Origin of the sequence: Pseudomonas sp. NBB, from assembly GCF_032701105.1 — a bacterium.
In the GTDB taxonomy this organism is placed as follows: Bacteria; Pseudomonadota; Gammaproteobacteria; order Pseudomonadales; family Pseudomonadaceae; genus Aquipseudomonas; species Aquipseudomonas asiatica.
Window position 1 is genome coordinate 1,397,602 of the sequence record NZ_CP103994.1, and the last position, 23,376, is coordinate 1,420,977.

The window sequence follows — 23,376 nt, forward strand, 5'->3', positions numbered from 1 at the left end:
CGATGCAGAAGATTTCCGCATGGACGGACCTGGCCACCCCGGCCGGTGCCTACCGTTACGGCTCGCTGGTGGGCGGTGTGGCGCCTACGCCCCTCAAGGCTGAATGGCTCAACATGGTTCAGGATGAGCTGTGCAATTTTATCCTAGCTTACCTGCCGGCCCTGGACAAAGACGACAACGCCCAGATGTTGAAAGCGGCGCAGAAGATGGTCGCCAACTTCGCGCTCAAGGCCACCACTTTGGCGGGGTACGGCATTCTTGATGCCTACACCAAGGTGCAGACGGACTACCTGCTGTCGCAAAAAGCCAACTGGGCGATCACGCTGGGTGGTTACGGCATCACTGATGCCTACACCAAGACCGAAATCAACACGCTGCTGAATAGCAAGGCGAACAACGCCATCACCTTGGCCGGCTATGGCATCGGTGATGCTTACACCAAAAGCGAGACTGAAAGTCGCCTGAGCACCAAGCAAGATCTCAATACGGCTGGATTCGGCAGCTCGGCGTCGTGGGAGCGCGATGGCTCAACCGGCGCAGTCCAACAGTACGGTGTGTTCAACATGGCGGCAGGCCCCAATGAGCAGACGATACCCTTCCCGGTGAGCTTCCCTACCGCATGCAGGTATGTGGGGCTGACCAACATGGAGGATTCGCCGGCCGAGGGCAATATTGTACGCATCCTGCGGTGGACGAACTCTTCGGTGACCATCCTCAACTCGGGCGGTAACACCTCAACCGCCTACACCTGGCATGCCAAAGGGAACTGATCATGGGGTACTTCTTCAGCCCGTCGCGACTGGCGTTCTTCCATTCCGATGTTCCGTGCGATGACGCACCTGATGATCTTCGGCCGCTCACGAATGAGCGTCATGAAGCATTGATGGATGACGTTTTGCGTAATGGTAAACAGCTCGCCGCCGATGATGCTGGCGATCCAACGGCCGTAGAGCGTGACGCGTAACGAGCCTGCTCAAATCGTTTGACCCAAACCCGCCGCGGCGGGTTTTTTGATGCCTGGAGAAAGGTAAATGACTGATATTTCGGCGCTTGAGGCTTATGCCGGGCAAATGTCCGAGGCGGCTATAAAGTCTGGGGCCGCTGCACAATTGCAGCATGAGTACATCCACGGTGATGAAACGCTGGATGTATTAACCGAGTCCGGGCCGCTGCCCACATTGGCCAAGCAGGCCGCGCAGGCGCAGGAGAAAGTTACAGAAGTTCTTGTCGATGTGGCTTCGCAGATCACCGGGAGCGGCACCTACAGTACGATTGCGATTGGTCAACAAAAGACCGTCAACGGTGCGTATTTCAGCGTGCCCAGCGCAGCAGATAAAGAATATTTGATTCTTTATGAGAACGTTAATGGTGCAGCGGAAGAGCGCAAAAAGTACCCCAGTGCGTCGGCGATTAATAAAACGGTCAAGTCGTATCGGACCGTGCTGTTGATGTTGGCCGATCTTGAGCCAGATGCGGAAGTAAGGGCGGTTGTAACCAGTGATGAGATCCCTGGTAACAATGGTTGGTATGACAAGGTTGGCGCAACTGGAACCGGTGGATGGCGCAAGCTAGAAGATCAGCCGGCAATGGACTCAAAACTCACCGCGCTGCGCAAGGAAGTGAGTGTCATGAACCGGCCGCGTGGAAAAAACAGCGGTAAAGATAAGCTTGTCTTCGCAGTGGATGGCGCGCAGGTGTTGTTTGGTGTCCACCAAAAACTACCGCGCGGTCGTGAGGGGCGTCGGGGCACCGTCCCTATGGTCGGTGACACCCAGATGCTGCCGATGATCTCGCTGCTACGGCCAAGAAGCCGACACTTTACCTCGGAAGTGGTTCTTGTTTCCGGTAACTCGGTGATGTTGGAGTCGGGCAGCTCGAATGCCCCCGTCGAGCCCGTTGTCAACTTTGATGCCAAGCTGATGGAGCAGCAGAGCCAGAGTACCGCGCCTAAGCGATACGCTGCGATCAGCGGCGGGCAGGTATGGTCGTATGGCCCAGACGGTGCGAAGCAGATCACCCACGATGGTGAATGGTTCGCTGCGCAGAGCACCGACTTCGATATTATCAGGGCGCTCAAGGTGACGAGCGGCGGGTTGGTGCCCTACACCATCACTCAGGATGGTCGAGCATTGCGCGATGGCAAGGTGCTGATTCACAAGCTCTCAACGGGACAAAGTCTTGCCTTGGGCTCTCGCGGCATTATCCCTGACCCTAACGGGGATTATGTAATCAATGGCATTCGCGGGAACTTGTTCTCGCCCTGGACGCCGCCTGGCTACGCCGACAAGCTGTGGACCCTCGCCGGTGGCCCTAGACCGTCCGCATGGGAAGGAACTACGGCATTTGAACCTGTTCGCGAATATGTTGCCGGTGTTCTGGGCGAAACCCCGGCCACCTCCTACATGCTGGCAACGCGCAAGTGGCATGAGCGCACGACCTCTGTTTCGCCCCAGATGCTGTACAGCGTATCTGCGCTCGGCGGCACGGCCTACGCCGGCATCAAGAAGGGCACCACCACCTACACCAACGCCATCTCGCAGGTGACCACCGCCAAAGCCATTGCTGAGAGCATGGGGCTTGACTATGTAGTGCCCAGCATCTCCATCGTGCATGGGGAAAGCCAGAGCAACACCACCCAGGCTGAGTACGTGGCGATGATGGCCGAATGGGTGAGTGACTACCGAGGTGACATCGTCGCGATCACCGGTCAGGCCGTACCCCCGGTGGCGTTCATCTCGCAGATGCTCACGGGCGACCCTGGCACCATTCCGCAGATCCCCTTGGCCCAGTTGCAGGCGCACAACGAGAACCCGAACGTCGTCATGGTCGGGCCGAAGTATGCCTATCCCTTCTGGGACACCTACCACATGCAGGGGCCTGGTTACATGAAGATGGGTGAGCTGGAAGCTCGTGCCGAGCGCTTGACCCAAGTCAGCGGCAAGTGGCAGCCGCTCAAGGTCATGTCGGCAGTTGTATCGGGCACGAAGATCACGCTGCGCCTGAACAACCTCCCGGATGGCAATGCTGGCACGCCTGGCCCGATTGGGAAGCTGGCGATCGACACGGCCATCGTTAGTGACCCAGGCAACTACGGTTTCCAGCTGTCGGCGGGCACCATCGGCACCGTGGCAATGGGTGCTGACGGTGTTTCTATCGTAATCACCGCGACTACAGCCATTGCCGCCGACACGGTCCTGACTTACGCCTTGCAGCCCACCTTAAATTCGCCACAGACCGGTAACGGCCGGCGTGGCTGTATTCGTGACACCGACCTTCGCGACTCTTCGCGCTACGACATGACGCCTCTCTACAACTGGCTTTGCGCCTTCTCGATCACTTTGGAGATTTGAAAATATGGCTCGCTCTATTCTGATTTTCCCTGGTTCCGCCCCGGTCGCAGGTATGCCTAAGCTCGACGTTACCGAGGCTGAAATTGCCGTGTCCAATATCGCCGGCCTCAAACACTGGCCAGGCCTGTTCGAATGGGATGTCTCGACTGGCGTAATCCTTGATCGCATGAATGATGGCGTGATTCCGAGCTACGGACTTTCTCAGCCAGGGGCCAACTTCGTCACGATGGTGAACGGGAAGAAGGGATACAAAATCAATGCCCTGGCGAACACTTTGACCATGCCAGGGTTCGATACCTCCGGATCGTTCACGGTCGGCTGCGTGTGCGGCATGGACATCACCTTTGGCAGCTTCACCGAAACTGAGCTGAACACTTCAGTTCCGGCACCGTGGGGAATCTACTCTGACGTCAGTCCAACCGGCCTGGCCTCATTTGTCTTCGGAACAATTGCCATCGCTTCATCGGTAGCGGCCACTTGGCCCATCAAGTTGAGCGCTGACAAGCTGACCGCAGTGGTGATCGTGTTCGACCGTGGGGCAGGTAAGCTCAGCATCCGCTACAACGGCATTGAAATGTATTCGAGCACAGTCGCAGCCATAAAGACTGTGAGTCTGCACAAGGAGCTGATGATGGGGGGCATGCGTACCGCTGGCACCGGGCGAGCCATCGCCACGCGAGCGATGTCGACCAATGCTTTCGCAGCGTTCGAGACCGCCCTGAAGGGCGAGGACCTCGTCGCGTTTGAGACAATGCTCCTTGAGGCGGCTGCTGCTGCCTAAAAAAGGGTGGTTTCACTAGCGCCCCCTAACGGGGCGCCATGAGCTGAACAACTAAGCCAAAAGCACGGACTTCCTGTTTTTGAGCACGCCTGCCGCTTTATTTCCGTGTACGTCCTTCATGTGCTGCGCCAATCGCCTTGCCTCGATCAGGTTTTGCTGCTCGATATGGATATCTAGAAGCTCCCGCATGATGCCGAAGTCTTTGTGGAATTTCTTAAGGCCGGACAAGCACGTAGACTTGGCTACTTGCATCTCCCCGCTCAGCCTAGAAAACTTCGCTGCGCGCACGTACGCCAGAGAAGGGGCATCGCTACCCAGGGAGCTAATAGCGAAAAACCATCTTGATGCGGCTTGTTCTGGAGTGCCTGCTTTTTCCGCTGCTTCGCAGAAAACCTGTAATGAGGAAAAGAGCTTGGTCGATTCGTACAGGGAGAATGCGTGGCGGCTGGCTTCCGCGAGATTTTTGTTGCGAGTATGCCACTGAGCCATCTTCAGCTTCATGGCATCCATGTACGTGGGGACGTGGTGGCGGTTTCGCCTGAATTGCTGGCGCACTGTATTGATATGGGATTTGCCGTCAGTAATCAGGGCTAGCAAATACCCGGGTATCATCCCGGCATGCTTGAGTGACTCGCTGACCCCATGGCCACAGAAGGGCATTCTGAGCCGATACAGATTTTTCAGGTTCTTTTCGTATTCTTTGTAGTGGTTATTGTCGATTTGATAAAGCTGATCAAATGCTATGACAAACTCTGTTTCTGTGCTGGCATTTTTGGAAATGTCATCCCGGACAAAGCTGATATCAGCAGCTAGCACTTTGAAGCCTGAGTCGAAAGCAATCCGAGTCGGATCTACCGAAAACTGCGGGCAAATCGCCAGAACCTTCGCCGGTCGAAGGGCTGCGGAGGTGTGAATGGCTGCGTAGGCGCCCATAGACTGACCGTATGCCACGACCTCCTGATATCTATCGGAGATGTTGCGAACTGCCAAGATCATCTCGTCGATATCGTCGTACTGATACCACTGATTGCCGCGAGGGATGACCTGGACCGCATCAAGCCCTGCAGCCCGGAGGGTCTCGCGGCTCTGGCCCTTGCGAGGCAAGTCCAGATATTGCGTAAGCTGCAACGCATGGAAAGCAACCACCAGTTGCCTCGATGGAGTTTCTGATGCGGGGCAGTAGATCGCTACGAGGTTCTCCGACGCGTAGATGACCTCGTCTGAATCGGGGAAATCCAGAGGAATGGAAGTGCTTCGCATGTTGTCCCTTCTCGCGCGAAATACCGAAGTATACAAGCGTTCTCGTAGCTAGTGCAGAGCATGCACTGCCACATCGACTCAATTTCCAGCCCGCCCAGTGCGGGCTTCTTTTTGCCTGGAGAAAACCATGGCCCGAATTTCTGTCGCGGATGCCGGCGGCGTAAACGTGATTGCTTTCCTGGACATGCTGGCCTGGTCCGAGGGTACTTCGATTGTCAAGGCCAGTGACGACGGGTACAACGTCCTGGTGGGCGGCAAGATGTTCAGCGACTACGGGAAGCACCCGAGAGTGAAGGTGTGGCTGCCGAAGTACAGCATCTACAGCACTGCTGCTGGCCGGTACCAGTTCCTCGCCGGCACTTGGGACGCCATCGTGAAGAACTACGGGTTCAAGGGTCGCTTCATTCCCGAGGCCCAGGACCTGGCTGCAATCAAATTGCTGACGGAGTGCGGCGCGCTGCTGTTAATCAGGGCCGGCCGTATTGCCGAAGCAATCGCCAAAGCCGCGCCGATCTGGGCCAGCTTGCCCGGAGCCGGCTATGGCCAACGCGAGCACAAACTGGCCGAGCTGCTGGGCATCTACGAGGAGGAGCGGGCGGTTGAGGCCAAGCCACAAGATCAGCTTCTGGCGATGTTCAGCGCCTGCGGCGGGGAGATGGCGGCATGAATCGCAAGCTGCTGGTGCCAGTGCAGGCTGCAGCACTGTTGATTGCGTTTGGTGGGGCCGGCGGAGTCTGGTTGGCTGCTGGCCACTACCGCCCATTGCTGGACGAGTCCAAAGGGAAAGCGGTCGCATGCGTGGCCGCCCGAGACAACCTTAGCGGCCTCGCAGCGGAGCAGGGCAAGGCTCTGGGCGACCTGGCACTGGCGGCGAACGCTCGCCAAGCTGGGGCGGAAAAGGCGGTTGGTGAGGCTAAGGCCAGGACGGAAGTTGATTACGCCGCGGCGAGCCGCCTGCAGAAGGAGCGCACCGGTGGGGACCAATGCGCGGCTTCCACCGCGATCATCGACAAGGAGCTTGCCCTTTGAGCGACAAGATCAACCGCAAAATATTCCTACTGGCCTGCCTGGTATTGACCGGGTGCGCGACCAAGCCGTCACCCCAGGTTCAGTACGTGCGCGTCGAGGTGCCGGTGCAGGTGCCGTGCCGCGCGCCAGATGTAGCTGAGCCTCCTTGGGCTGCCATCGGCCTGCGCAAGACGGACAGCCTGGAGGTGAAGGTACGGGCGCTCCTGGCTGAGCGGCGGCAGCGAATCGGGTACGAGCGACAGCTGGAGGCAGCGGTTCGATCGTGTCGCTGAGTTAGGCGGCAATCAACAAGTTTTCCGAGCGGATAACTGGAAAGCCGAGCTCATTTCATGTAGATAGGGTCTGCCAAAGAAACCTTATGGAGCAGATCAGTGAACAATTGCGATTTTGAGGATGACCTGGAATCCTTCTCGGAGAAATTCAAGCGTCATGCTGAAAGCTCCGAGGCAGCTTTGAGAAAGCTTTGGGCTATCTTTGATCGCTGGCCAGCGTTCGCTGACAACGCTCTCGAGGGCAAGGCTGACCTGTCTCTGGGCACATTGGGAGATCGGGTGTCAGGGAATGTCCTTGGCAAGCGGTTTCAAATCGATTTCGCCGCTGTATCCTCTGAAGGCCTAGGTCTTGTTGAAGCCGTCATTTCCGTTTCCTCTGTTAAGGATGCTTCTCCAGTCGAAGTCGGTCGCTTCCTGACAAGTCCTGAGGGGGACATAATCTCCACGGAGAATGAAATACTGCTAACCAGCGATAATGCAGCCCAGTCTAGTGCTCTGCTCATTGCTGTGGTGAACAAGGTAATGCAAGCACCGCAATCCTTGTGATGTCCAAAGTTACATAGGGTAATCGGTCAGAGGGGTTGAGAAGCCTTCCACTGACCGATACTGCCCTATGCAATTTCTGCGATTATGTGATGATCATTAAAGAACAAAATCAGATAGCGCCATACTTGTTATTCCGGTAATTTGAATCGAGAACTCTGGGTTGCTGTCCGAATTCGTATTTCCGTAAAGAATCCCGCCCTCGAACTTTAGTTGCCCAGCTGCTGTGAAATTAACTGGACCATTGAAGACGGTGTGAAACGCATCATTAGCAATCGTGGCGGTGTTAGCGTCTAGTTTCGACAGGTCAATTTTGTCAGTCCCGCGCTGGAAGTCGCTGATGGTGTCCCTGGCCGAGATTGTCAAACCAGAATCTGCGGGGGTGTTGTAGACGAAAACATCCTTTCCGGATCCGCCTGTAAGTACATCTTTGCCCAGTCCGCCGATCAAGCGGTCATTTCCCCCGCCCCCTGATATGGTGTCGTTACCAGAGCCGCCGTTGAGAACATTATTCCCACTATTGCCAGTCAGCACATTGGCAAGGCTATTGCCATTTCCATATATAGAATCAGTGCCTGTTAAGACAAGATTTTCCTGATAATCGCCCAGGGTGCGGTTGATGCTGGAGATGATGGTGTCAATGCCGCCGTTGGCAGAGGTTTCAATAACCTTGTCACTAAACCAGTCAACGTAGTAGGTGTCATTCCCTAGCCCTCCAATCATGGTATCCGAGCCAGCACCACCGTTGAGCACGTTGTTTCCGTCGTTACCTGTCAAGATGTTATCTAGATTGTTGCCATTGCCATAGGTCGACGCAGTCCCTGTAAGGATGAGATTTTCCTGGAAGTCACCCAGGGTTCGGCTGATGCTAGAAATTACCGTGTCAACGCCGCCGGTTGCAGAAGTTTCGATAACTTTATCGCTGAACCAGTCGACATAGTAAGTATCATTTCCCATCCCGCCAATCATGGTATCTGAACCAGACCCGCCGTCTAGCACATCATCTCCGTTGCCTCCATCTAACAAGTCGTCGCCTGCCATTCCTTTGATGATGTCTCTGCCGTTGCCGCCGACTACCCAGTCAGCGAAGCGGCCTCCTACAAACGAATCGTCCCCAGATGTCAGAACAGACTTGCTAGACACCATCAGAACGGTGGTGTTTATGCCAAGGTCAGCTAATTCACTCGGAGAATAGGACCGGGCGTTGCCCTGGAAATCTTGAATTACAATGCTGGTGATCTTGTATACTCCAGATGGGTTGCTGCCAGCAATGCCCCACGTCTGAACTGATGAGCCATCAGCCCAAGAATCACCTACTCCTGAGTTCAGAAGAAAATTGTATTTCTCGGTTAGAGTCCCATCAAGCGAATATGAATACGAAATGGTTTTATCAAATATAACCTGTATGTGCTTGATGCCAGATCTGTCATCTGAGGCGGTTCCCGCTATAGTGAGTGTACCCATTCCTGACGAAAGGTCGACTACAGTTGGGATTGTTAGTGACTTCAGTTGCGGTGATGTGCTGTCTGCAACTGAGTTTATGAAGTTGATGCTCGTGTTCACGCCGATTTTAGCTAGTTCGCTAGCAGAGTATGATTTAGTATTGCCTTGAAAGTCTTTAATTATGACTTCAGTAATATTGTATGGTCCAGATGGGTTAGTGCCAGCAACAGCCCATGTTTGAGATGATGAACCATCCGCCCATGAATCGCTAATCCCAGAGTTGAGAAGGAAATTGTATTTTTCAGTGGGGTTCCCATTCAGTGAATAAGAGTATACAAGATCCTTGTCAAATATAATTTGAACATGCTTAATTCCGGAGTGGTTGTCCGAAGCAGTTCCGGATATCGTTAACTCGCCAGTTCCTGAGGAAAGGTCAATCTCAGTGGGAATTGTGAGCGATTCTAGTTGTGGCGCGGTCGTGTCCTCGGTTGAGTTGATAAAATTGATGCTGGTGTTTATTCCCATCTTGGAGAGCTCGCTAGCTGAGTAAGTGCTAGTGTTGCCCTGAAAGTCCGAGACCAAGACCTCAGTAACGTTGTACCTACCGGATGGGTTAGTGTCAGCGATGCCCCATGTCGCAGATGAGTATCCATCTGACCAAGAGTCGTTGATTCCTGAGTTTAGAAGAAAGTTGTACTGTTCAGTAGGCTTTGCGTTCAGCGAGTATGAGTATGTTAGCGTTCTATCAAAACGAATCTGAACGTTCTTGACGCCGGAGTTATCGTCAGAAATCATCCCGGCTATCGTTAATTTAGCCATGCCTGAGTAAAGGTCTATCACGGTGGGGATTTCTAGCGATGAAAGTTTTGGTGCGGTGGTGTCGACTACAGAACTCATTTATTTTCATCCATGGCGTTGGTGAGTTTTACTGCTCTGGAATGTCGTGATGGTGCGCTTGAAAGCGTGAAAAAACTTTTGTACGAATAGCTAAGCATCCGTCCAAACCCTGTACCCAAAAGAAGCATTTCTATTTTGAGTGTGTCGAGTGATGGCATAATCATAGCGCGCCTGAGTCAGCGCTTGCTACTCTGCCTTGCTACTCTGCCTCATGCCCGCGCTTGCGAAGCCTTTGCCTGGCTTTCTAGATGGTGTGCAGTGGTTGGTGCGCCCTGTACGTTCTCCGACACATTATGGCGACTCCATCCGCTCCGCGTAGGACGGTGAAGTCACAGAGCGTAGACTTCCAGTTCGGCAACCGTCACAGTGAGCCACTCAGGTGCGTGGCCATGCAGGCCAAGAGGTGCGACGCCAAGCCCGATGGTCAGCTCAGCGCTGCGTGATGGTGAGGCTAATCGCATAGTCCAGCTCGGTATGAGCATCAATGGAATCTAGGAAATTAAAGGGTGCAGTAGGCGCAGCCCTGATGGCTGGTAGACCTAGCCTGCATCCCTGGGCAAAAAGGCGTGTTAGACTGCGGTCCATTTTGTCTTCACGTAAGTATGGATGCCACGGAACCTATGCAGGAAAATAAATTGCGCGCAGTCCTCGAGGTCTGCAAAAGCAGCTTCATTTCAATTGGACTATTTAGCGCGTTCGTGAATGTCCTCGCGCTAACGCCGATTTTCTACATGATCCAAATAACCGGCCGTGTAGTAACTTCGAGTAGCGCTTCAACACTAGTGATGCTCACGCTAATTCTCACCGTGCTCTTATTTACAATGAGCTCGCTGGAACTGGTGCGATCGTTGATCCTGGTGAGGATTGGCAATCGAATGGATGCTCTGCTCAGTAGAGACTCATATCGGGCCAGCTTCAAGCATGCATTAACTAGTGGGGGTGCAAACTCTACAGCCCAGTCATTAAATGACTTAGGTGCTCTTAGGCAGTTGTTTGGCGGGACGAGCATCTTCACTTTCTTTGATGCACCCTGGTTTCCAATCTATACCGCTGTTATGTTCCTTTTCCATCCTTGGTTTGGCTGGCTGACCCTAGCGTCAGGCACAATGCTATCGATTTTGGCCTACCTGAACCATCGTCATACAAGTAACCATCTGGCCGAAGCCAATAAGGAGAACGTAACCTCTAACCTCGCAACGGTTAAGGTGCTGCGTAATGCCGAAGTGATCGAGTCAATGGGGATGCTTGAAACCCTGATGAGTCGGTGGGTGAAGAGCAAACGAAAGATGCTGGCATTGCAGTCACACGCCAGTGACAAAGGTGGTGTGGTTAGCACAATTGCAAAAACCTATCGAATCTGGTCTCAGTCTATTATGCTCGCCATGGGCGCTTACTTGGTAATTACCCGGCAGTTGGACGCTAGTTATCTTATGGCCGGGTCGCTGCTGTTAGGAAAGGCTCTTTCGCCAATCGACCAGATAATTAACAACTGGAAAACTATTGTCGTTGCCAAGGTCCAATATGACCGCCTGAACAAGGCCCTTGAAGAGCTCAGTGCCGAACCTGAGCGTATGATGCTGCCCCCGCCGAAAGGGCACATCCAGGTCGAGAATTTGATGGTTGCTCCCCCTGGAGCCAAGGCCCCAGTTCTCCGAAATGTCAATTTCACTGTGCCTGCCGGCTCAATCGTTGGCATCGTTGGCCCAAGCGCAGCAGGAAAATCGACGCTGGCGCGCGCTCTGATGGGAATATGGCCACGCCAGCACGGCGTGGTACGCCTCGACGGGGCAGACATCAGCACCTGGGACAAGCAAGAGCTTGGACCTTATGTCGGCTATTTGCCGCAAGATATCGAGCTATTCGAGGGATCGATCAGCGACAACATTGCTCGGTTTGAGGTGGCTGACCCGGAAAAGGTCATGCAGGCGGCGCAGCTCGCTGGCGTGCATGAGATGATCCTGATGCTTCCCGATGGATATGACACCGTAATCGGCAGCGATGGGGTTAACCTCTCAGGCGGTCAACGCCAGCGCATCGGGCTTGCCCGCGCAGTCTATGGAACTCCGCGTCTTATAGTGCTAGACGAACCTAACTCCAACCTCGACGAAGTGGGGGAGCGAGCGCTTGGCGTAGCCTTGCAGAAAATGAAGGAAGCCGGTTCAACGGTCTTCATTGTTTCTCATCGCCCAAATATCCTGAGCAACCTTGATCGAATCATTGTGATGGCCGGCGGCACTGTTTCCATTTATGGAGAACGTGACAAAGTACTTGCCCATCTGGCTCAGCAGCAGATCGCGGCACAGAAGCGTTCCGCCCAAGCGCCTGCCACAGTTGTGCCCATCACTCCAGACGCAGCCTCTGCAAAAGCCTAGAGGCATTGGGGCAAGGCAAGAAAAACGAAGCCCTGGATGCTGGTGTCCAGGGCTTCTAGCTAGCTTGGTCCCTATGAATGGCAAGTTAGCGTGGCCAGATGGTACCAGCATGCGGCACTAGAGTCACCGGTGGTTCCTGTTCTACCCACTCGCAACCCGTCCTATACTCTGCCGACTAAATGATCAGGTCATGGAATTGGACAAGCGCACTTTTATCGGAATGGTCGAAGCCGGCGAGCCGCTGATTCAGCAGGCTATCGACGCCATGCGCGAGTACCATCAAGCGCAGGATCGCGGCGCGCCGGCAGAAGAGGTAGAGCGCCTGCGCCTGGTGGCCGAGTCGCTGTTCCAGGCAGTCTCCGATTATCAGCTTCGTGTCGTGGCCAAGGCCCGGGGCAAGGAGTTGCCCCCGCTACATTAGGCCGCCAGTCGGTCGTTGCCTGCAATACCGAAGGGTTATACGATACTGTCTATATATACAGTATTGGTGCCACATGTACTTCCTTCTCGTTCGACGCCGCGAGCATGGCGTGGCCTTACCCTCCGACCGTCTACGGAAAGTCCAGCCACTCCGCGCGGACGTCCACATCGGTGATCACCACAGCGAGCCTCTGGGGCGTGTGTCGACTCAGGCCTGGGTGTTTAACCCTACGCCTGGGCCCGACATCATCCCCCGGCTGCATGACGCGAAGGTCAACGGCATGGCCCAGCTCGGCATCAACATCAACGGAATTGAAGAGGTCGACGGCGTGCTCTACGCGCAGTCCTGGTGGTGCAGGGCAGAATGATGGCCGGGATACCGCAAGCGTGGATGGATGAATTGAACGACCGATTCGCCTTGGTTACAGATCCCGATGGGCGTGCCGCCGTGCTCGATGAGATGGCCTATGCCGCCCATCGTCGTCGAGAGGTTGGCGACGATAGCCTGGTCGATATGCTGGAGCTGGCGGAATCGGCACGGGCGTGGGCGCTGCTCGAGCACGAAGAAGCTTGGCACTTGGGCCTTTTCGAGTATGAGGGCAGGGTTGAGCGCGAGCCAGGAAGGATCGCCGTCGGCAGAACGCCGGGAAGGGGTTAGAACGTTGTCTAAAACTGAGCTTATGTATCTCGCTTTTGCTGGGCGAAAGCCGGTGAAACTGGCCGAACCGTATTAGACAGTTGCGCTCCGCAGGCCGCTAGCGGCGCGGCCTGAGGATCGATTCTCACGCTACTGCTGCATCATTGGGGTGTGTGCGGAAAAATCGGAAATTGCTTTATTCATCAAAGGCTTAGAAAGTAGGTCTCAATATTGTGGGGCAAATTGTGGCGTTCTGTGTTGCATGCGCGACGCCGAGACCCACCGGATTTTCAAGCCGCATAGGTTAACACGGCTACCCGGCGGGCTGTACCTGCGATATTCCGCCCGGCGCCCCTGCCGTGGCCGGTAGTGGCCTGGAACAAGTGATGTGCGAGACCGAAGCGGGCGCCCATCCCACCTCACCAAGATGCTAGGGTAGAAGCCTGCCTCCAAGGAGCCCGACATGGACCCGATCACTACGCTTGCCACCCGCCTGGGTGAACACCTGCGCCGCTTCAACGCGCAGGTGACCACCGCCGAATCCTGCACCGGTGGCGGCATCGCCGAGGCCATCACCCGCGTGCCCGGCAGCTCGGCCTGGTTCGAGGCTGGGTACGTGACCTATTCCAACATCCAGAAAACCCGTCAGCTGGGAGTGCCCGCAGCGTTGTTCGGCCAGGTTGGCGCGGTCAGCCAGGAAGTGGTCGAAGCCATGGTCCGCGGCGCCCAGGCCGCCAGCGGCGCGCGCTTTGCCGTGGCGGTGAGCGGCGTGGCCGGGCCGGACGGTGGTTCGCCGGCCAAACCGGTGGGCACCGTGTGGCTGGCCTGGGCCGATGGCAACCATGTATTCAGCGAGCGGCGCCAGTTCGACGGCGACCGCGAGGCGGTGCGTCGACAGACGGTGATCGCCGCGTTAGACGGCTTGTTACAGCTTGGTGCCGAGTAAATCGACGACAGGGGTTTGCGCGGGCGCCTGCCTGTGGAATAATACTGGCTACTTATACAGGTATTCCGGCCGTCAGGGCCAAGTCGAACACGTGAGGATTTCAATGGACGACAACAAGAAGCGCGCCTTGGCTGCGGCCCTGGGTCAGATCGAACGCCAATTCGGCAAGGGCGCCGTCATGCGCATGGGCGACCACGAGCGCCAGGCTATCCCTGCCATCTCCACCGGCTCGCTGGGCCTGGACATCGCCCTGGGCATCGGCGGCCTGCCAAAAGGCCGTATCGTCGAGATCTACGGCCCGGAGTCGTCGGGTAAGACCACGCTGACCCTGTCGGTCATCGCCGAAGCCCAGAAAAACGGCGCCACCTGTGCCTTCGTCGACGCCGAACACGCCCTCGACCCCGAGTACGCCGGCAAGCTGGGCGTCAACGTCGACGACCTGCTGGTTTCGCAGCCGGACACCGGCGAACAGGCCCTGGAAATCACCGACATGCTGGTGCGTTCCAACGCCGTTGACGTGATCATCGTCGACTCCGTGGCCGCCCTGGTACCGAAGGCCGAGATCGAAGGCGAGATGGGTGACATGCACGTGGGTCTGCAGGCGCGCCTGATGTCCCAGGCGCTGCGCAAGATCACCGGTAACATCAAGAACGCCAACTGCCTGGTCATCTTCATCAACCAGATCCGTATGAAGATCGGTGTGATGTTCGGCAGCCCGGAAACCACCACCGGTGGTAACGCCCTGAAGTTCTACGCCTCGGTGCGTCTGGATATTCGCCGTACCGGTGCGGTCAAGGAAGGCGACGAGGTGGTCGGTAGCGAAACCCGCGTCAAGATCGTCAAGAACAAGGTTTCGCCGCCATTCCGTCAGGCTGAGTTCCAGATCCTCTACGGCAAGGGTATCTACCGTAACGGCGAGATCATTGACCTGGGTGTTTCCCAAGGCCTGGTCGAGAAATCCGGTGCCTGGTACGCCTACCAAGGCAACAAGATCGGTCAAGGCAAAGCAAACGCCGCGAAGTACCTTGCTGAGAACCCGGCTATTGGCGCCGAGATTGAGAAGCAGATTCGCGAGAAGCTGCTGACCGCTGGTGCTGTTGCGGCTGCTGGCAAGGCTGCTGCTGCCGAAGCCGATGCCGATGACATGGCCGACGCTGACGCCGGCTATTGATTGCGCGGTAGATAGCCGAACATGTCCGCCGTACTCGACACCCCCGTCGCCATCCGGCGGACAGCCATGGACCTGCTTGCGCGACGTGAGCACGGTCGCGTCGAGCTGACGCGCAAGTTGCGTCAGCGCGGCGCTTCGGACGAGTTGATTGGGCCTGAACTCGATCGGCTCGCCGAAGAAGGGTTGCTTAGCGAAGCCCGCTACCTCGAAAGTTTCATCCGGTACCGTTCAAGCTCCGGCTATGGCCCTGCGCGTATTCGCGAAGAGCTAGGCCAGCGCGGTTTGGCGCGTGCTGATATCGAGCAGGCGCTACGCGAGAGCGAGGTGGACTGGGGCGAGCGCATGCGTGACGTATGGCAGCGCAAGTTTGCCGGGCAGCGCCCGCAAGATCCCCGCGGCCGTGCCCAGCAGACCCGGTTTCTGGCTTACCGGGGTTTCCCCATGGACATGATCGGCCGGCTGCTCAGTGGGCGTGATCGCGACGATTACTGAGGGCTGGGGCCGTTTTGCAGTCCTTTGCGGGAGCGGACCTGTGTCACGATCAACTGACCTTCAACGCCTCCCTGGCCCGCTGCGTCGTATGCATGGGCTGCGGCTTGGCCCAGTTCTCCGGCAGGTTGATGAAATCCACCAGCTCGCGCAGCCTGCCCTGATCCCGGCCATTGAAGGCAAATGACAAGCGGGTCAGGTGGTTGAAGTTGCCCACTTCGTGCTCGGCGCTGCTGTCAGGTTGCTGGTGGTACGTGCCACTCAAACGCAAATCGGCAAAACCTTCCTGGATGTCATACAGCGCCGCTTCGCTGAGCGGGTGATGCATGCGGATCACGAACTGGCTCTTCAGCCAGCGGCTGGAGTGGTAGTTGCTGTAGAACTGGTTGATTTCCTCCACTGCCTCGTCAGCGCTGTGCACCAGGCGCAGCAGTTTCAGGTCGCTGGGCAAGATGTAGCGGTTTTCCTCCAGTTGGCGGCTGATGAAGTCCAGGCAGTCGCGCCAGAAGCTGCCACCTGGTGAGTCCAGCAGCACCACCGGTACCAGCGGGCTCTTGCCGGTCTGGATCAGGGTCAGCACCTCCAATGCTTCATCCAAAGTGCCGAAACCACCCGGGCACAGCACCAGGCCATCGGCCTCCTTGACGAAGAACAGCTTGCGGATGAAGAAGAAATGGAACGGCAGCAGCTTGTCGGTGCCATCTACCGTGGGGTTGGCGTGTTGTTCGAAGGGTAGGGTGATGTTGAATCCGAGGCTGTGGTCGCTGCCGGCGCCTTCGTGGGCGGCTGCCATGATGCCGCCGCCGGCACCGGTTATGACCATCAGGTCGGAGCGCGCCAGGGTTGCGCCCAGTTCGCGGGCCAGGGCGTACATCGGGTGTTCCAGCGGGGTGCGCGCCGAGCCGAACACGGTCACCTTGCGGCGGTCCTTGTAGCGTTCCAGGGTGCGGAACGAGTGGTCCAGTTCGCGCAGGGCCTGCAGGGTGATCTTGGCGCTCCAGCGGTCGGTGTCGTCATGGGCCATGCGCAGGATGGTCAGCATCATGTCTCGGTACAGCGCCAGGTTGGGGCTGTTCGGTGCCACCAGTTGCAGTTGTGCGTCGATGTTGCTCAGGTCGATGTTGTTGTCGCGGAAATGGCTGAACAGCAGTTCACTCGATTGGTAAGGCATGCAACGTCTCCTTCTGCACCTATACCTCTGACCTCAATCTAGACCCTTGCGCTCAATCCTGCCGGGGGTGTTCGCCACAGCCGCCCGTCGGCATGCAGCCACGGGGAATGCGGGTTTGGTTAACTGGGTAAAGCGAAACGTGTCGATGCAGGAGGTGGCGGTATGCATCGCTTGATCATCGAAGTTGACCGGCAGCTTTACCAGCAGCTGGAGAATGCGGCCCAGGTGCATCACCTGAGCCTGGAGGCCGAGTGTCGGCGCAGGCTGTCGGGGCTGGAATGCCAGTCGCGCTACCTGCAGGCGCTGCTGGCAGAGATGCGCGCCGATGCCGCTGAGGGGCGCTGGTGCGCCCGTGAAGACGAGAAGGCGTAGCGATCCGAGCTGGTTACTTCTTCTTGTTGCCGGCCACGCAGCTGGCGTTGTCGAATGCCTGGTCCATGATCGGTTGGTTGGTCTTGTATACCGTGAAGCGGTAGACCATCACCGCGCCTTTGGACATCAGGTTACGGAAACCGCTGTTACGGCAGACGCTATCACCCAGCTGGCTGCGGACCTGTTCGGGGTTGGCCTGCATGCGCGCGGCATGGTCCTGGCGCACGCTCAGGTGGTTGACCAGTGCCTTGCCTTCCACCGTGTAACCCTGATCGAGGATGTCCTCGTTGATGGCTCGCGGGGTGCCGACACTGCTCTCTTTGGCAACCTTCTGCAACATGTTGTTCAGGTCGTATTCCTGCTTGGAAGCCGCCTGGGCTGCCAGGGGCAGGGCGAGCAACAGGCTCAGGGCGGGGACGATACGGCGCAGCATGAATCTCTCCTGGTTCGATGACTGGCGCTTTGACATGCGCAGGTCGACGGCGTTCCCTGAAAATCGCGCAGGCGCGAGGCTGGGGTACGGTAAAAGCAGCGATTATAAGGACCGCGTCGCCACCTGCACAGCAATTGCCCCCTGTTCTGGTAGACTGGCGCCCTTAGTTTTCTCCGAGTCATCCTTGTGTCCATTCCCAACCTGTCCAGAGGCCTGCCGGCATGAGCCATGCGGTAGCGCGCCTGCGCGCCGAACGCCTGGCTCGCAGCAACAAGCCCTTCATCGCCCGTGGTTCACGTGCCGAACGCTGCCCCGATTGCCGGGTCATTGCCACTCATTGCCTGTGCGCCTGGAAGCCCCGGGTGCAGGCCGAGTCCGGCGTGTGCCTGCTGATGCATGACACCGAGCCGCTCAAGCCCACCAATACCGGTTGGCTGATTGCCGACCTGATCGAGGACACCTCGGCTTTCGGCTGGCTGCGCACTTCGGTAGACGAACGCTTGCTGGCGTTGCTTGACGACCCGCGTTGGCAGCCCTACATCGTCTTCCCCGGCGAATTCGTTGCCCAGGAGCGAGTGGTCAGCGAGGTAGTGCGTGAGCCCGGCAAGCGTCCGCTGTTCATCCTGCTGGATGCCACCTGGACCGAAGCGCGCAAGATGTTCCGCAAAAGCCCGTACCTTGATCGCTTCCCGGTGTTGAGCCTGCAGGCCGAGCAGATGTCCCGCTACCGCCTGCGCCGCTCCAAGCGCGATGATCACTTCTGTACCGCGGAAGTCGCGGCCATGTGCCTGGACCTTGCCGGCGATACCCAGGCCTCGCAGGCGCTGGACGCCTACCTGGATGTCTTCAGCCTGCATTACCTGAGCGGCAAGCGTCGTCTGCCGCTGGACGAGCAGGACGACACCCACCAGCGTTTGCATACCTTCCTATAGTCCAAGGGGCACAACCCCTGCTTTGGTTCATAATGACCCTTACCCGAGTGCCCGACACAGAACAGGATCCCCAGATCGATGGCCACTTACGAAATCCTGATTGCCGATGACCACCCGCTGTTTCGTGGCGCCTTGCGCCAGGCCGTTACCCTCGGCCTGGGCCCGGATGTACGCCTGGTAGAAGTTGCCAGCATTGCCGAACTGGAAACCCGTCTGAGCGAAAAAGACAACTGGGACCTGGTGTTGCTGGACTTGAACATGCCGGGTGCCTATGGTTTTTCCGGGCTGGTGCTGCTGCGCGGGCAATACCCGCAGATCCCCGTTGTGATGGTATCGGCGCAGGAAGAGGCTGCAGTGGTGGTCAAGTCCCGCGAATTTGGCGCCAGTGGCTTCATTCCCAAGTCCAGCACCCTGGAAGTGATCCAGGATGCAGTGCGCAAGGTGCTCGATGGTGAGGTCTGGTGGCCGCCGCAGGCGTTCGAAAGGGTCGATGTCTCGGCCGAAGCCAAGGCCGCCAGCGAAGGCCTTGCCAGCCTCACGCCGCAGCAGTTCCGGGTGCTGACCATGGTCTGCGAAGGGCTGCTGAACAAACAGATCGCCTATGAGCTGAACGTGTCGGAAGCAACCATCAAGGCTCACGTGACGGCGATCTTCCGCAAGCTGGGTGTGCGTACCCGCACCCAGGCGGCGTTGTTGCTGCAACAACTTGAATCGGTTGCCAGCAGCTGAGTGGGCGTGGCTTCACGCTTTTTTTACCCGTGCCGGTCTAGTCTGCTGGCCTTTCCGCTGTGAAGTGACTCACATGACATCGCCATTCAAGGGCCAGACTGGCCTCAAACGTATCTTCAACGCCGCCGGCTATTCGCTGGATGGGCTGCGCGCTGCCTTCAAGGGTGAGGCCGCGTTCCGCCAACTGGTGCTGCTCAACGTGCTGCTGGTCCCGATTGCCTTCTGGCTGCCGGTCAGCCGTGCAGAGCGTGCAATCATGATCGCCGTGTGCCTGTTGGGCTTGATCGTCGAATTGTTCAACTCGGCGGTGGAGGCAGCCATCGATCGTATTTCGCTGGAGCGCCACCCGCTGTCGAAAAACGCCAAGGACATGGGCAGCGCCGCGCAACTGGTGGCATTGACCATGGTGGCGCTGGTGTGGGGTGTGATCCTGCTTTAAGCGATCGGTGGCAACACGATCTCGTCACTGCGTGTGAAACCCGCGGTGAAGTTGCGGCACAGTTCGAGAAATTCGCGCATGGCCGAGGTCTGGTACTTCTGTTTGTGCCAGATGAAGTAGAACTGGCGCATCAGGTCCAGCTCCGGGGTTTCCACCGCTACCAGGCTGCCGCGGCGGAAGGCGTCACGCAGGGCAAGGCGCGAGATGCAGCCGATGCCCAGGCCCGATTCCACCGCGCGCTTGATGGCTTCGGTGTGTTCCAGCTCCAGGCGGATGTTGAGGTTGGTGCGGTGGTGGCGCATGGCCTGGTCGAAAGTCAGGCGCGTGCCTGAGCCCTGTTCGCGCAGGATCCACGCCTCCTGGGACAAGGTCTGTACATCGGCGCGTCCCAGTTTGGCCAGCGGATGCTGTGGCGCGCAGAACACCACAAGTTCGTCCTCGACCCAGGGCTGCACTTCCAGGTCCGGGTGGTTGCAATCGCCTTCGATCAGACCCAGATCAATTTCGTAATGCGCCACCTGTTGCACGATATGCGCGGTGTTCTGCACATGCAGCTTCACCTGGCTTTCCGGGTGCACCTGCATGAAGCTACCGATCAGCAGGGTGGCCAGGTAGTTGCCGATGGTCAGCGTGGCGCCGACTGCCAGCGAGCCGAAACCGGACTTGCCGTTGAGCAGGTCTTCGATTTCCTTGGCCTGGTCGAGCAGGGCCACTGCCTGCGGCAACAGTTGCTGGCCCAGGGCGTTGAGGCTCAGGCGCTTGCCGGCCCGGTCGAACAGCTGGCAGCTGGACTGTCGCTCAAGCTCGGTGATCGAGGTGCTGGCGGCCGACTGCGACAAGGCCAACACACTGGCGGCGCGGGAAACGCTCTGGTGCTGGGCCACGGCAACGAAGACTTGCAGTTGACGAAGTGTAAATCGCATATCGATATAACCGATAACACATATCTTGATAATCCAGTTAACAGATATTGTCGCTGCCCCTAAACTATCGCGCAACTGCGCGTCTTGCGCGCGCCGCGTCTTTCTTCAGGAGCCCCATTAAATGAGCAACATGAACCACGAACGTGTCCTCAGTGTGCACCACTGGAACGACACCCTGTTCAGCTTCAAGTGCACCCGCGACCCGGGCCTGCGCTTCGAGAACGGTCAGTTCGTGATGATCGGCCTGCAACAAGAAAGCGGCCGTCCGCTCATGCGCGCCTATTCCATCGCCTCGCCGAACTGGGAAGAGCACCTGGAGTTCTTCAGCATCAAGGTGCCGGACGGTCCGCTGACCTCGCAGCTGCAGCACCTGAAGGAAGGCGACGAGATCATCATCAGCAAGAAGCCTACCGGTACCCTGGTACTCGACGACCTGAACCCGGGCAAGCACTTGTACCTGCTGAGCACCGGCACTGGCCTGGCACCGTTCATGAGTGTCATCCAGGACCCGGAAACCTACGAGCGCTTCGAGAAAGTGATCCTGGTGCACGGCGTGCGCTACGTGAACGAAGTGGCCTACCGCGAGTTCATCACCGAGCACCTGCCGCAGAACGAGTTCTTCGGTGAGTCGGTTCGCGACAAGCTGATCTACTACCCGACCGTGACTCGTGAACCGTTCGAGAACCAGGGCCGCCTGACCGACCTGATGCGCAGCGGCAAGCTGTTCAGCGACATCGGCCTGCCACCGATCAACCCGCAGGACGACCGCGCGATGATCTGCGGCAGCCCGAGCATGCTCGACGAAACCAGCGAAGTGCTGGACAGCTTCGGTCTGAAGATTTCCCCGCGCATGCGCGAGCCGGGTGACTACCTGATCGAGCGAGCCTTCGTCGAGAAGTAAGGCGCAGGCTGATGCACAAGAAAGGCGACCCTGGGGTCGCCTTTCTTGTGCCTGTGATTCATATATCGCCAGCACTGGCCTCTTCGCGGGTAAACCCGCTCCCACAGGGCAGTGGTACCCCTGTGGGAGATTCTATGGTTTTCAGCAAGCCAGTTTCGCGCCTTTAGTGACGTATTCGTCCTGATTTTTCATCAGGGCGAATGCCACCCGCGCGAGCTTTCTTGCCAGGATTACCAACGCTTGGGTTGTTGCTTTACCACTGCTCCGATGCTGTTCGTAAAGCCCTTTCCAGGCTGCCGATCTGCTGGCCGCCATCGCAGCGTTGTGCAATAAGCGACGAATTTCTGAACAACCTCGCTTGGTGAGGCGACGTCGCCCATTCTTCTGTCCGGAATCACTGACTCGTAAATCCATTCCTAGGAATGCAATGTACGAGTCACTGCTTTTGAACTCGCCCCTTGTAAAAGCCATCACCAATGCTGCGGCGGTGAGAAAACCAATGCCCTCTACTGCCTGGCAGCGAGCGACTTGTTCCTGCAGCCCAGCGTCTCGCAGTACTTCTTTAATCTTCTTTTGAATCAACTGATCCAGCCGATCTATCGACTTCACAAAAGTTTCGAAGGCGGCTTTCAAAAGGCTTTCGTTAGCCCAGCTCTGAGTCATTGCAGTACGAGCAGTCACCAAGGCGGCTCTGCGTCGCAAGAGGCTCTGAAGCTTGCCGTAGACAGCGGGAGGCGGGCTCCAAGGGCGAAGGTCCTCGCCTTCATTTTTTAAAAAACGGGACAGCAACCGAGCATCGGAGGGGTCGGTTTTAACCCGTCCCCCAACACTCTTCCGGTAGTTGCTCAATTGAAAACCATCGATGACATAGACCTCGAAGCCTAGGCTGTGGGCCAATTCAACCAGGTCCAAGTGATAGACGTTGGTCGCCTCAACAGCGATAGCGGTGTTGAGGGGTTGTTGCTTGAGCCACCTTCTGATCTCGAGTTTGGAGTTTTTGAGCCTGATGATCTCGTCGCGATCATCGTGGTGGATAACCAGCTCAGCTTTCGCGACATCCGCACCCACGATCAACTTACCTACCTGCATTGCCATGGGCCGCTCCTCACGTTATGGTTTTTCGGCTTGAAGGGGTTTCACCAAGAGGCGCTGGCTTGTTTCTATCGTCGCTTGCAAACGATGCATTCTTTATCGGCGCTTTGGTGGAAGGGGTGGGGCGATGTCTCCCACGGTCTGTACTGCTGTGAACAGTCAGAATCGGGCATTTAGTCCCACCACCCCTTCAAGTCTAACCATACAAGCGGGTTTACCCGCGAAGAGGCCGGAACAGGCAAGACACAATCTATTCGACGCGCGTCTCGCCGCTATACACCAATATCTCCCGACACCGCTTGCACAGGTAGCGCCGCCCTTGGCGCACCAGCTTGTGTCGTTGCGCGGTAAACGGGAAGTCGCTCTGCGGGCAGGGGCAGCGGTAGATGTAGCGGGTCACCACGCGCCTTTGCACTTCGTAGTTGTGGCAACGGTTGGGCGGCAGTTCATACACCCCGCGCATGATCAGCTGCCACTCTTCGCCATGGGCCTGGATTCGGTCGCCGAACAGATGGTGGGCCACCAGGTGCGCCACCTCATGGGCCACGGTCTGGCGCAGGAAGTCTTCCTGGTTTTCGCGGTAAAGCTGCAGGTTGAAGCGCAGCAGGTTCTCGTGCAGGTGGGCGACGCCGGCTTTTTGCCCGCGCAGCTTGAAGCTGATTTCCGGGCGTGGGAAGGGGCGTTTGAAGAAGGTTTCAGCTTGCTGGTAACAGGTTTCGACGCGTTGTCTGAGCAGCTCGGGCATGGCGGGGTGGTTCTCCTGACCGGACATTA

General features: G+C 57.4%; 27 protein-coding genes. 20 read left to right on the top strand and 7 right to left on the bottom strand.

What is annotated here, in order from left to right:
* Positions 1 to 2 precede the first annotated feature (2 nt).
* The 4 genes from NY023_RS06535 to NY023_RS06550 all read left to right on the top strand — a co-directional run bounded on the left by NY023_RS06535 (position 3) and on the right by NY023_RS06550 (position 4,131).
* Positions 3 to 770, top strand: coding sequence for a hypothetical protein (locus NY023_RS06535; RefSeq protein ID WP_013971325.1), 768 nt, complete (start codon positions 3 to 5; stop codon positions 768 to 770).
* Positions 771 to 772: 2 nt separating this feature from the next.
* Positions 773 to 964: a hypothetical protein gene (locus tag NY023_RS06540; protein ID WP_038409008.1), complete on the top strand. Its 192-nt coding sequence runs from the start codon at positions 773 to 775 to the stop codon at positions 962 to 964.
* A gap of 67 nt (positions 965 to 1,031) precedes the next feature.
* The gene (locus tag NY023_RS06545; protein WP_013971326.1) at positions 1,032 to 3,350 is read left to right on the top strand and encodes a hypothetical protein; all 2,319 of its coding nucleotides are present in this window, start codon (positions 1,032 to 1,034) and stop codon (positions 3,348 to 3,350) included.
* 52 nt (positions 3,351 to 3,402) lie between these two features.
* Positions 3,403 to 4,131 carry a hypothetical protein gene (locus NY023_RS06550; protein WP_013971327.1) on the top strand — a complete coding sequence of 243 codons (729 nt, stop codon included), beginning with the start codon at positions 3,403 to 3,405 and terminating at the stop codon, positions 4,129 to 4,131.
* Positions 4,132 to 4,182: 51 nt separating this feature from the next.
* Here the strand turns inward: NY023_RS06550 and NY023_RS06555 are convergent, their stop codons facing one another.
* Positions 4,183 to 5,391 carry an alpha/beta hydrolase gene (locus tag NY023_RS06555; RefSeq protein ID WP_013971328.1) on the bottom strand — a complete coding sequence of 403 codons (1,209 nt, stop codon included), beginning with the start codon at positions 5,389 to 5,391 and terminating at the stop codon, positions 4,183 to 4,185.
* A 127-nt stretch (positions 5,392 to 5,518) separates the two neighbouring features.
* Between NY023_RS06555 and NY023_RS06560 the strand changes: the two genes are divergently transcribed.
* The 4 genes from NY023_RS06560 (at position 5,519) to NY023_RS06575 (ending at position 7,238) form a co-directional block, all read left to right on the top strand.
* Positions 5,519 to 6,058, top strand: coding sequence for a glycoside hydrolase family protein (locus tag NY023_RS06560; RefSeq protein ID WP_038409010.1), 540 nt, complete (start codon positions 5,519 to 5,521; stop codon positions 6,056 to 6,058).
* Positions 6,055 to 6,420, top strand: coding sequence for a hypothetical protein (locus tag NY023_RS06565; RefSeq protein ID WP_013971330.1), 366 nt, complete (start codon positions 6,055 to 6,057; stop codon positions 6,418 to 6,420). The genes NY023_RS06560 and NY023_RS06565 overlap by 4 nt, the downstream gene beginning before the upstream one ends.
* Positions 6,417 to 6,692 (top strand): hypothetical protein, encoded by a 276-nt coding sequence (locus NY023_RS06570; protein WP_013971331.1) that lies wholly within the window; start codon positions 6,417 to 6,419, stop codon positions 6,690 to 6,692. Before NY023_RS06565 ends, NY023_RS06570 begins: the two co-directional genes overlap by 4 nt.
* Positions 6,693 to 6,791: 99 nt before the next feature.
* Positions 6,792 to 7,238, top strand: coding sequence for a hypothetical protein (locus NY023_RS06575; protein ID WP_013971332.1), 447 nt, complete (start codon positions 6,792 to 6,794; stop codon positions 7,236 to 7,238).
* 96 nt (positions 7,239 to 7,334) lie between these two features.
* On the opposite strand, the gene NY023_RS06580 is transcribed toward NY023_RS06575, so the two are convergent.
* On the bottom strand, positions 7,335 to 9,575 hold the full coding sequence (locus tag NY023_RS06580; protein WP_013971333.1) for a calcium-binding protein: 2,241 nt from the start codon (positions 9,573 to 9,575) through the stop codon (positions 7,335 to 7,337).
* A gap of 620 nt (positions 9,576 to 10,195) precedes the next feature.
* On the opposite strand from NY023_RS06580, the gene NY023_RS06585 reads away from it, so the two are divergent.
* The 7 genes from NY023_RS06585 to recX all read left to right on the top strand — a co-directional run bounded on the left by NY023_RS06585 (position 10,196) and on the right by recX (position 15,613).
* Entirely contained in the window at positions 10,196 to 11,947 is a 1,752-nt protein-coding gene (locus tag NY023_RS06585; protein ID WP_038409012.1) for a type I secretion system permease/ATPase, read from the top strand.
* 196 nt (positions 11,948 to 12,143) lie between these two features.
* Positions 12,144 to 12,368, top strand: coding sequence for a hypothetical protein (locus NY023_RS06590; protein ID WP_038410367.1), 225 nt, complete (start codon positions 12,144 to 12,146; stop codon positions 12,366 to 12,368).
* A gap of 73 nt (positions 12,369 to 12,441) precedes the next feature.
* The gene (locus NY023_RS06595) at positions 12,442 to 12,735 is read left to right on the top strand and encodes a hypothetical protein (protein WP_038409014.1); all 294 of its coding nucleotides are present in this window, start codon (positions 12,442 to 12,444) and stop codon (positions 12,733 to 12,735) included.
* A complete protein-coding gene (locus NY023_RS06600) occupies positions 12,732 to 13,025 on the top strand; it encodes a hypothetical protein (RefSeq protein ID WP_038409016.1) in 294 nt (97 codons plus the stop codon). The genes NY023_RS06595 and NY023_RS06600 overlap by 4 nt, the downstream gene beginning before the upstream one ends.
* 442 nt (positions 13,026 to 13,467) lie before the next feature.
* Entirely contained in the window at positions 13,468 to 13,950 is a 483-nt protein-coding gene (locus NY023_RS06605; RefSeq protein ID WP_013971338.1) for a CinA family protein, read from the top strand.
* Positions 13,951 to 14,053: 103 nt separating this feature from the next.
* Complete coding sequence (gene recA / locus NY023_RS06610; RefSeq protein ID WP_013971339.1) at positions 14,054 to 15,121, top strand: recombinase RecA; 1,068 nt, start codon at positions 14,054 to 14,056, stop codon at positions 15,119 to 15,121.
* 21 nt (positions 15,122 to 15,142) lie between these two features.
* Positions 15,143 to 15,613 carry a recombination regulator RecX gene (recX, locus tag NY023_RS06615; protein ID WP_015269215.1) on the top strand — a complete coding sequence of 157 codons (471 nt, stop codon included), beginning with the start codon at positions 15,143 to 15,145 and terminating at the stop codon, positions 15,611 to 15,613.
* 49 nt (positions 15,614 to 15,662) lie between these two features.
* On the opposite strand, the gene NY023_RS06620 is transcribed toward recX, so the two are convergent.
* Positions 15,663 to 16,781, bottom strand: a complete 1,119-nt coding sequence (locus NY023_RS06620) for an LOG family protein (protein ID WP_013971341.1) — start codon at positions 16,779 to 16,781, stop codon at positions 15,663 to 15,665.
* Positions 16,782 to 16,943: 162 nt separating this feature from the next.
* On the opposite strand from NY023_RS06620, the gene NY023_RS06625 reads away from it, so the two are divergent.
* Positions 16,944 to 17,153, top strand: coding sequence for a hypothetical protein (locus NY023_RS06625; RefSeq protein WP_013971342.1), 210 nt, complete (start codon positions 16,944 to 16,946; stop codon positions 17,151 to 17,153).
* A 13-nt stretch (positions 17,154 to 17,166) separates the two neighbouring features.
* On the opposite strand, the gene NY023_RS06630 is transcribed toward NY023_RS06625, so the two are convergent.
* Positions 17,167 to 17,586 (bottom strand): quorum-sensing-regulated virulence factor family protein, encoded by a 420-nt coding sequence (locus tag NY023_RS06630; protein ID WP_013971343.1) that lies wholly within the window; start codon positions 17,584 to 17,586, stop codon positions 17,167 to 17,169.
* A gap of 221 nt (positions 17,587 to 17,807) precedes the next feature.
* Between NY023_RS06630 and NY023_RS06635 the strand changes: the two genes are divergently transcribed.
* From NY023_RS06635 to NY023_RS06645, 3 genes are all read left to right on the top strand, one after another.
* Positions 17,808 to 18,518, top strand: a complete 711-nt coding sequence (locus NY023_RS06635) for a tRNA-uridine aminocarboxypropyltransferase (RefSeq protein ID WP_013971344.1) — start codon at positions 17,808 to 17,810, stop codon at positions 18,516 to 18,518.
* A gap of 78 nt (positions 18,519 to 18,596) precedes the next feature.
* Complete coding sequence (erdR, locus tag NY023_RS06640; protein WP_013971345.1) at positions 18,597 to 19,247, top strand: response regulator transcription factor ErdR; 651 nt, start codon at positions 18,597 to 18,599, stop codon at positions 19,245 to 19,247.
* A gap of 73 nt (positions 19,248 to 19,320) precedes the next feature.
* Positions 19,321 to 19,686, top strand: coding sequence for a diacylglycerol kinase (locus NY023_RS06645; RefSeq protein WP_004375479.1), 366 nt, complete (start codon positions 19,321 to 19,323; stop codon positions 19,684 to 19,686).
* Here NY023_RS06645 and finR read toward each other — a convergent pair.
* Positions 19,683 to 20,609: a LysR family transcriptional regulator FinR gene (gene finR, locus NY023_RS06650; protein WP_004375481.1), complete on the bottom strand. Its 927-nt coding sequence runs from the start codon at positions 20,607 to 20,609 to the stop codon at positions 19,683 to 19,685. The two genes, NY023_RS06645 and finR, sit on opposite strands and share 4 nt — an antisense overlap.
* Before the next feature lie 121 nt (positions 20,610 to 20,730).
* Between finR and fpr the strand changes: the two genes are divergently transcribed.
* The gene (gene fpr, locus NY023_RS06655; protein ID WP_004375483.1) at positions 20,731 to 21,510 is read left to right on the top strand and encodes a ferredoxin-NADP reductase; all 780 of its coding nucleotides are present in this window, start codon (positions 20,731 to 20,733) and stop codon (positions 21,508 to 21,510) included.
* 141 nt (positions 21,511 to 21,651) lie between these two features.
* Here the strand turns inward: fpr and NY023_RS06660 are convergent, their stop codons facing one another.
* Together NY023_RS06660 and NY023_RS06665 are read right to left on the bottom strand one after the other, a co-directional pair.
* The gene (locus NY023_RS06660; RefSeq protein WP_013970314.1) at positions 21,652 to 22,605 is read right to left on the bottom strand and encodes an IS110 family transposase; all 954 of its coding nucleotides are present in this window, start codon (positions 22,603 to 22,605) and stop codon (positions 21,652 to 21,654) included.
* Between the two features lie 247 nt (positions 22,606 to 22,852).
* Positions 22,853 to 23,347, bottom strand: a complete 495-nt coding sequence (locus tag NY023_RS06665) for a SprT family zinc-dependent metalloprotease (protein ID WP_013971347.1) — start codon at positions 23,345 to 23,347, stop codon at positions 22,853 to 22,855.
* Positions 23,348 to 23,376 lie beyond the last annotated feature (29 nt).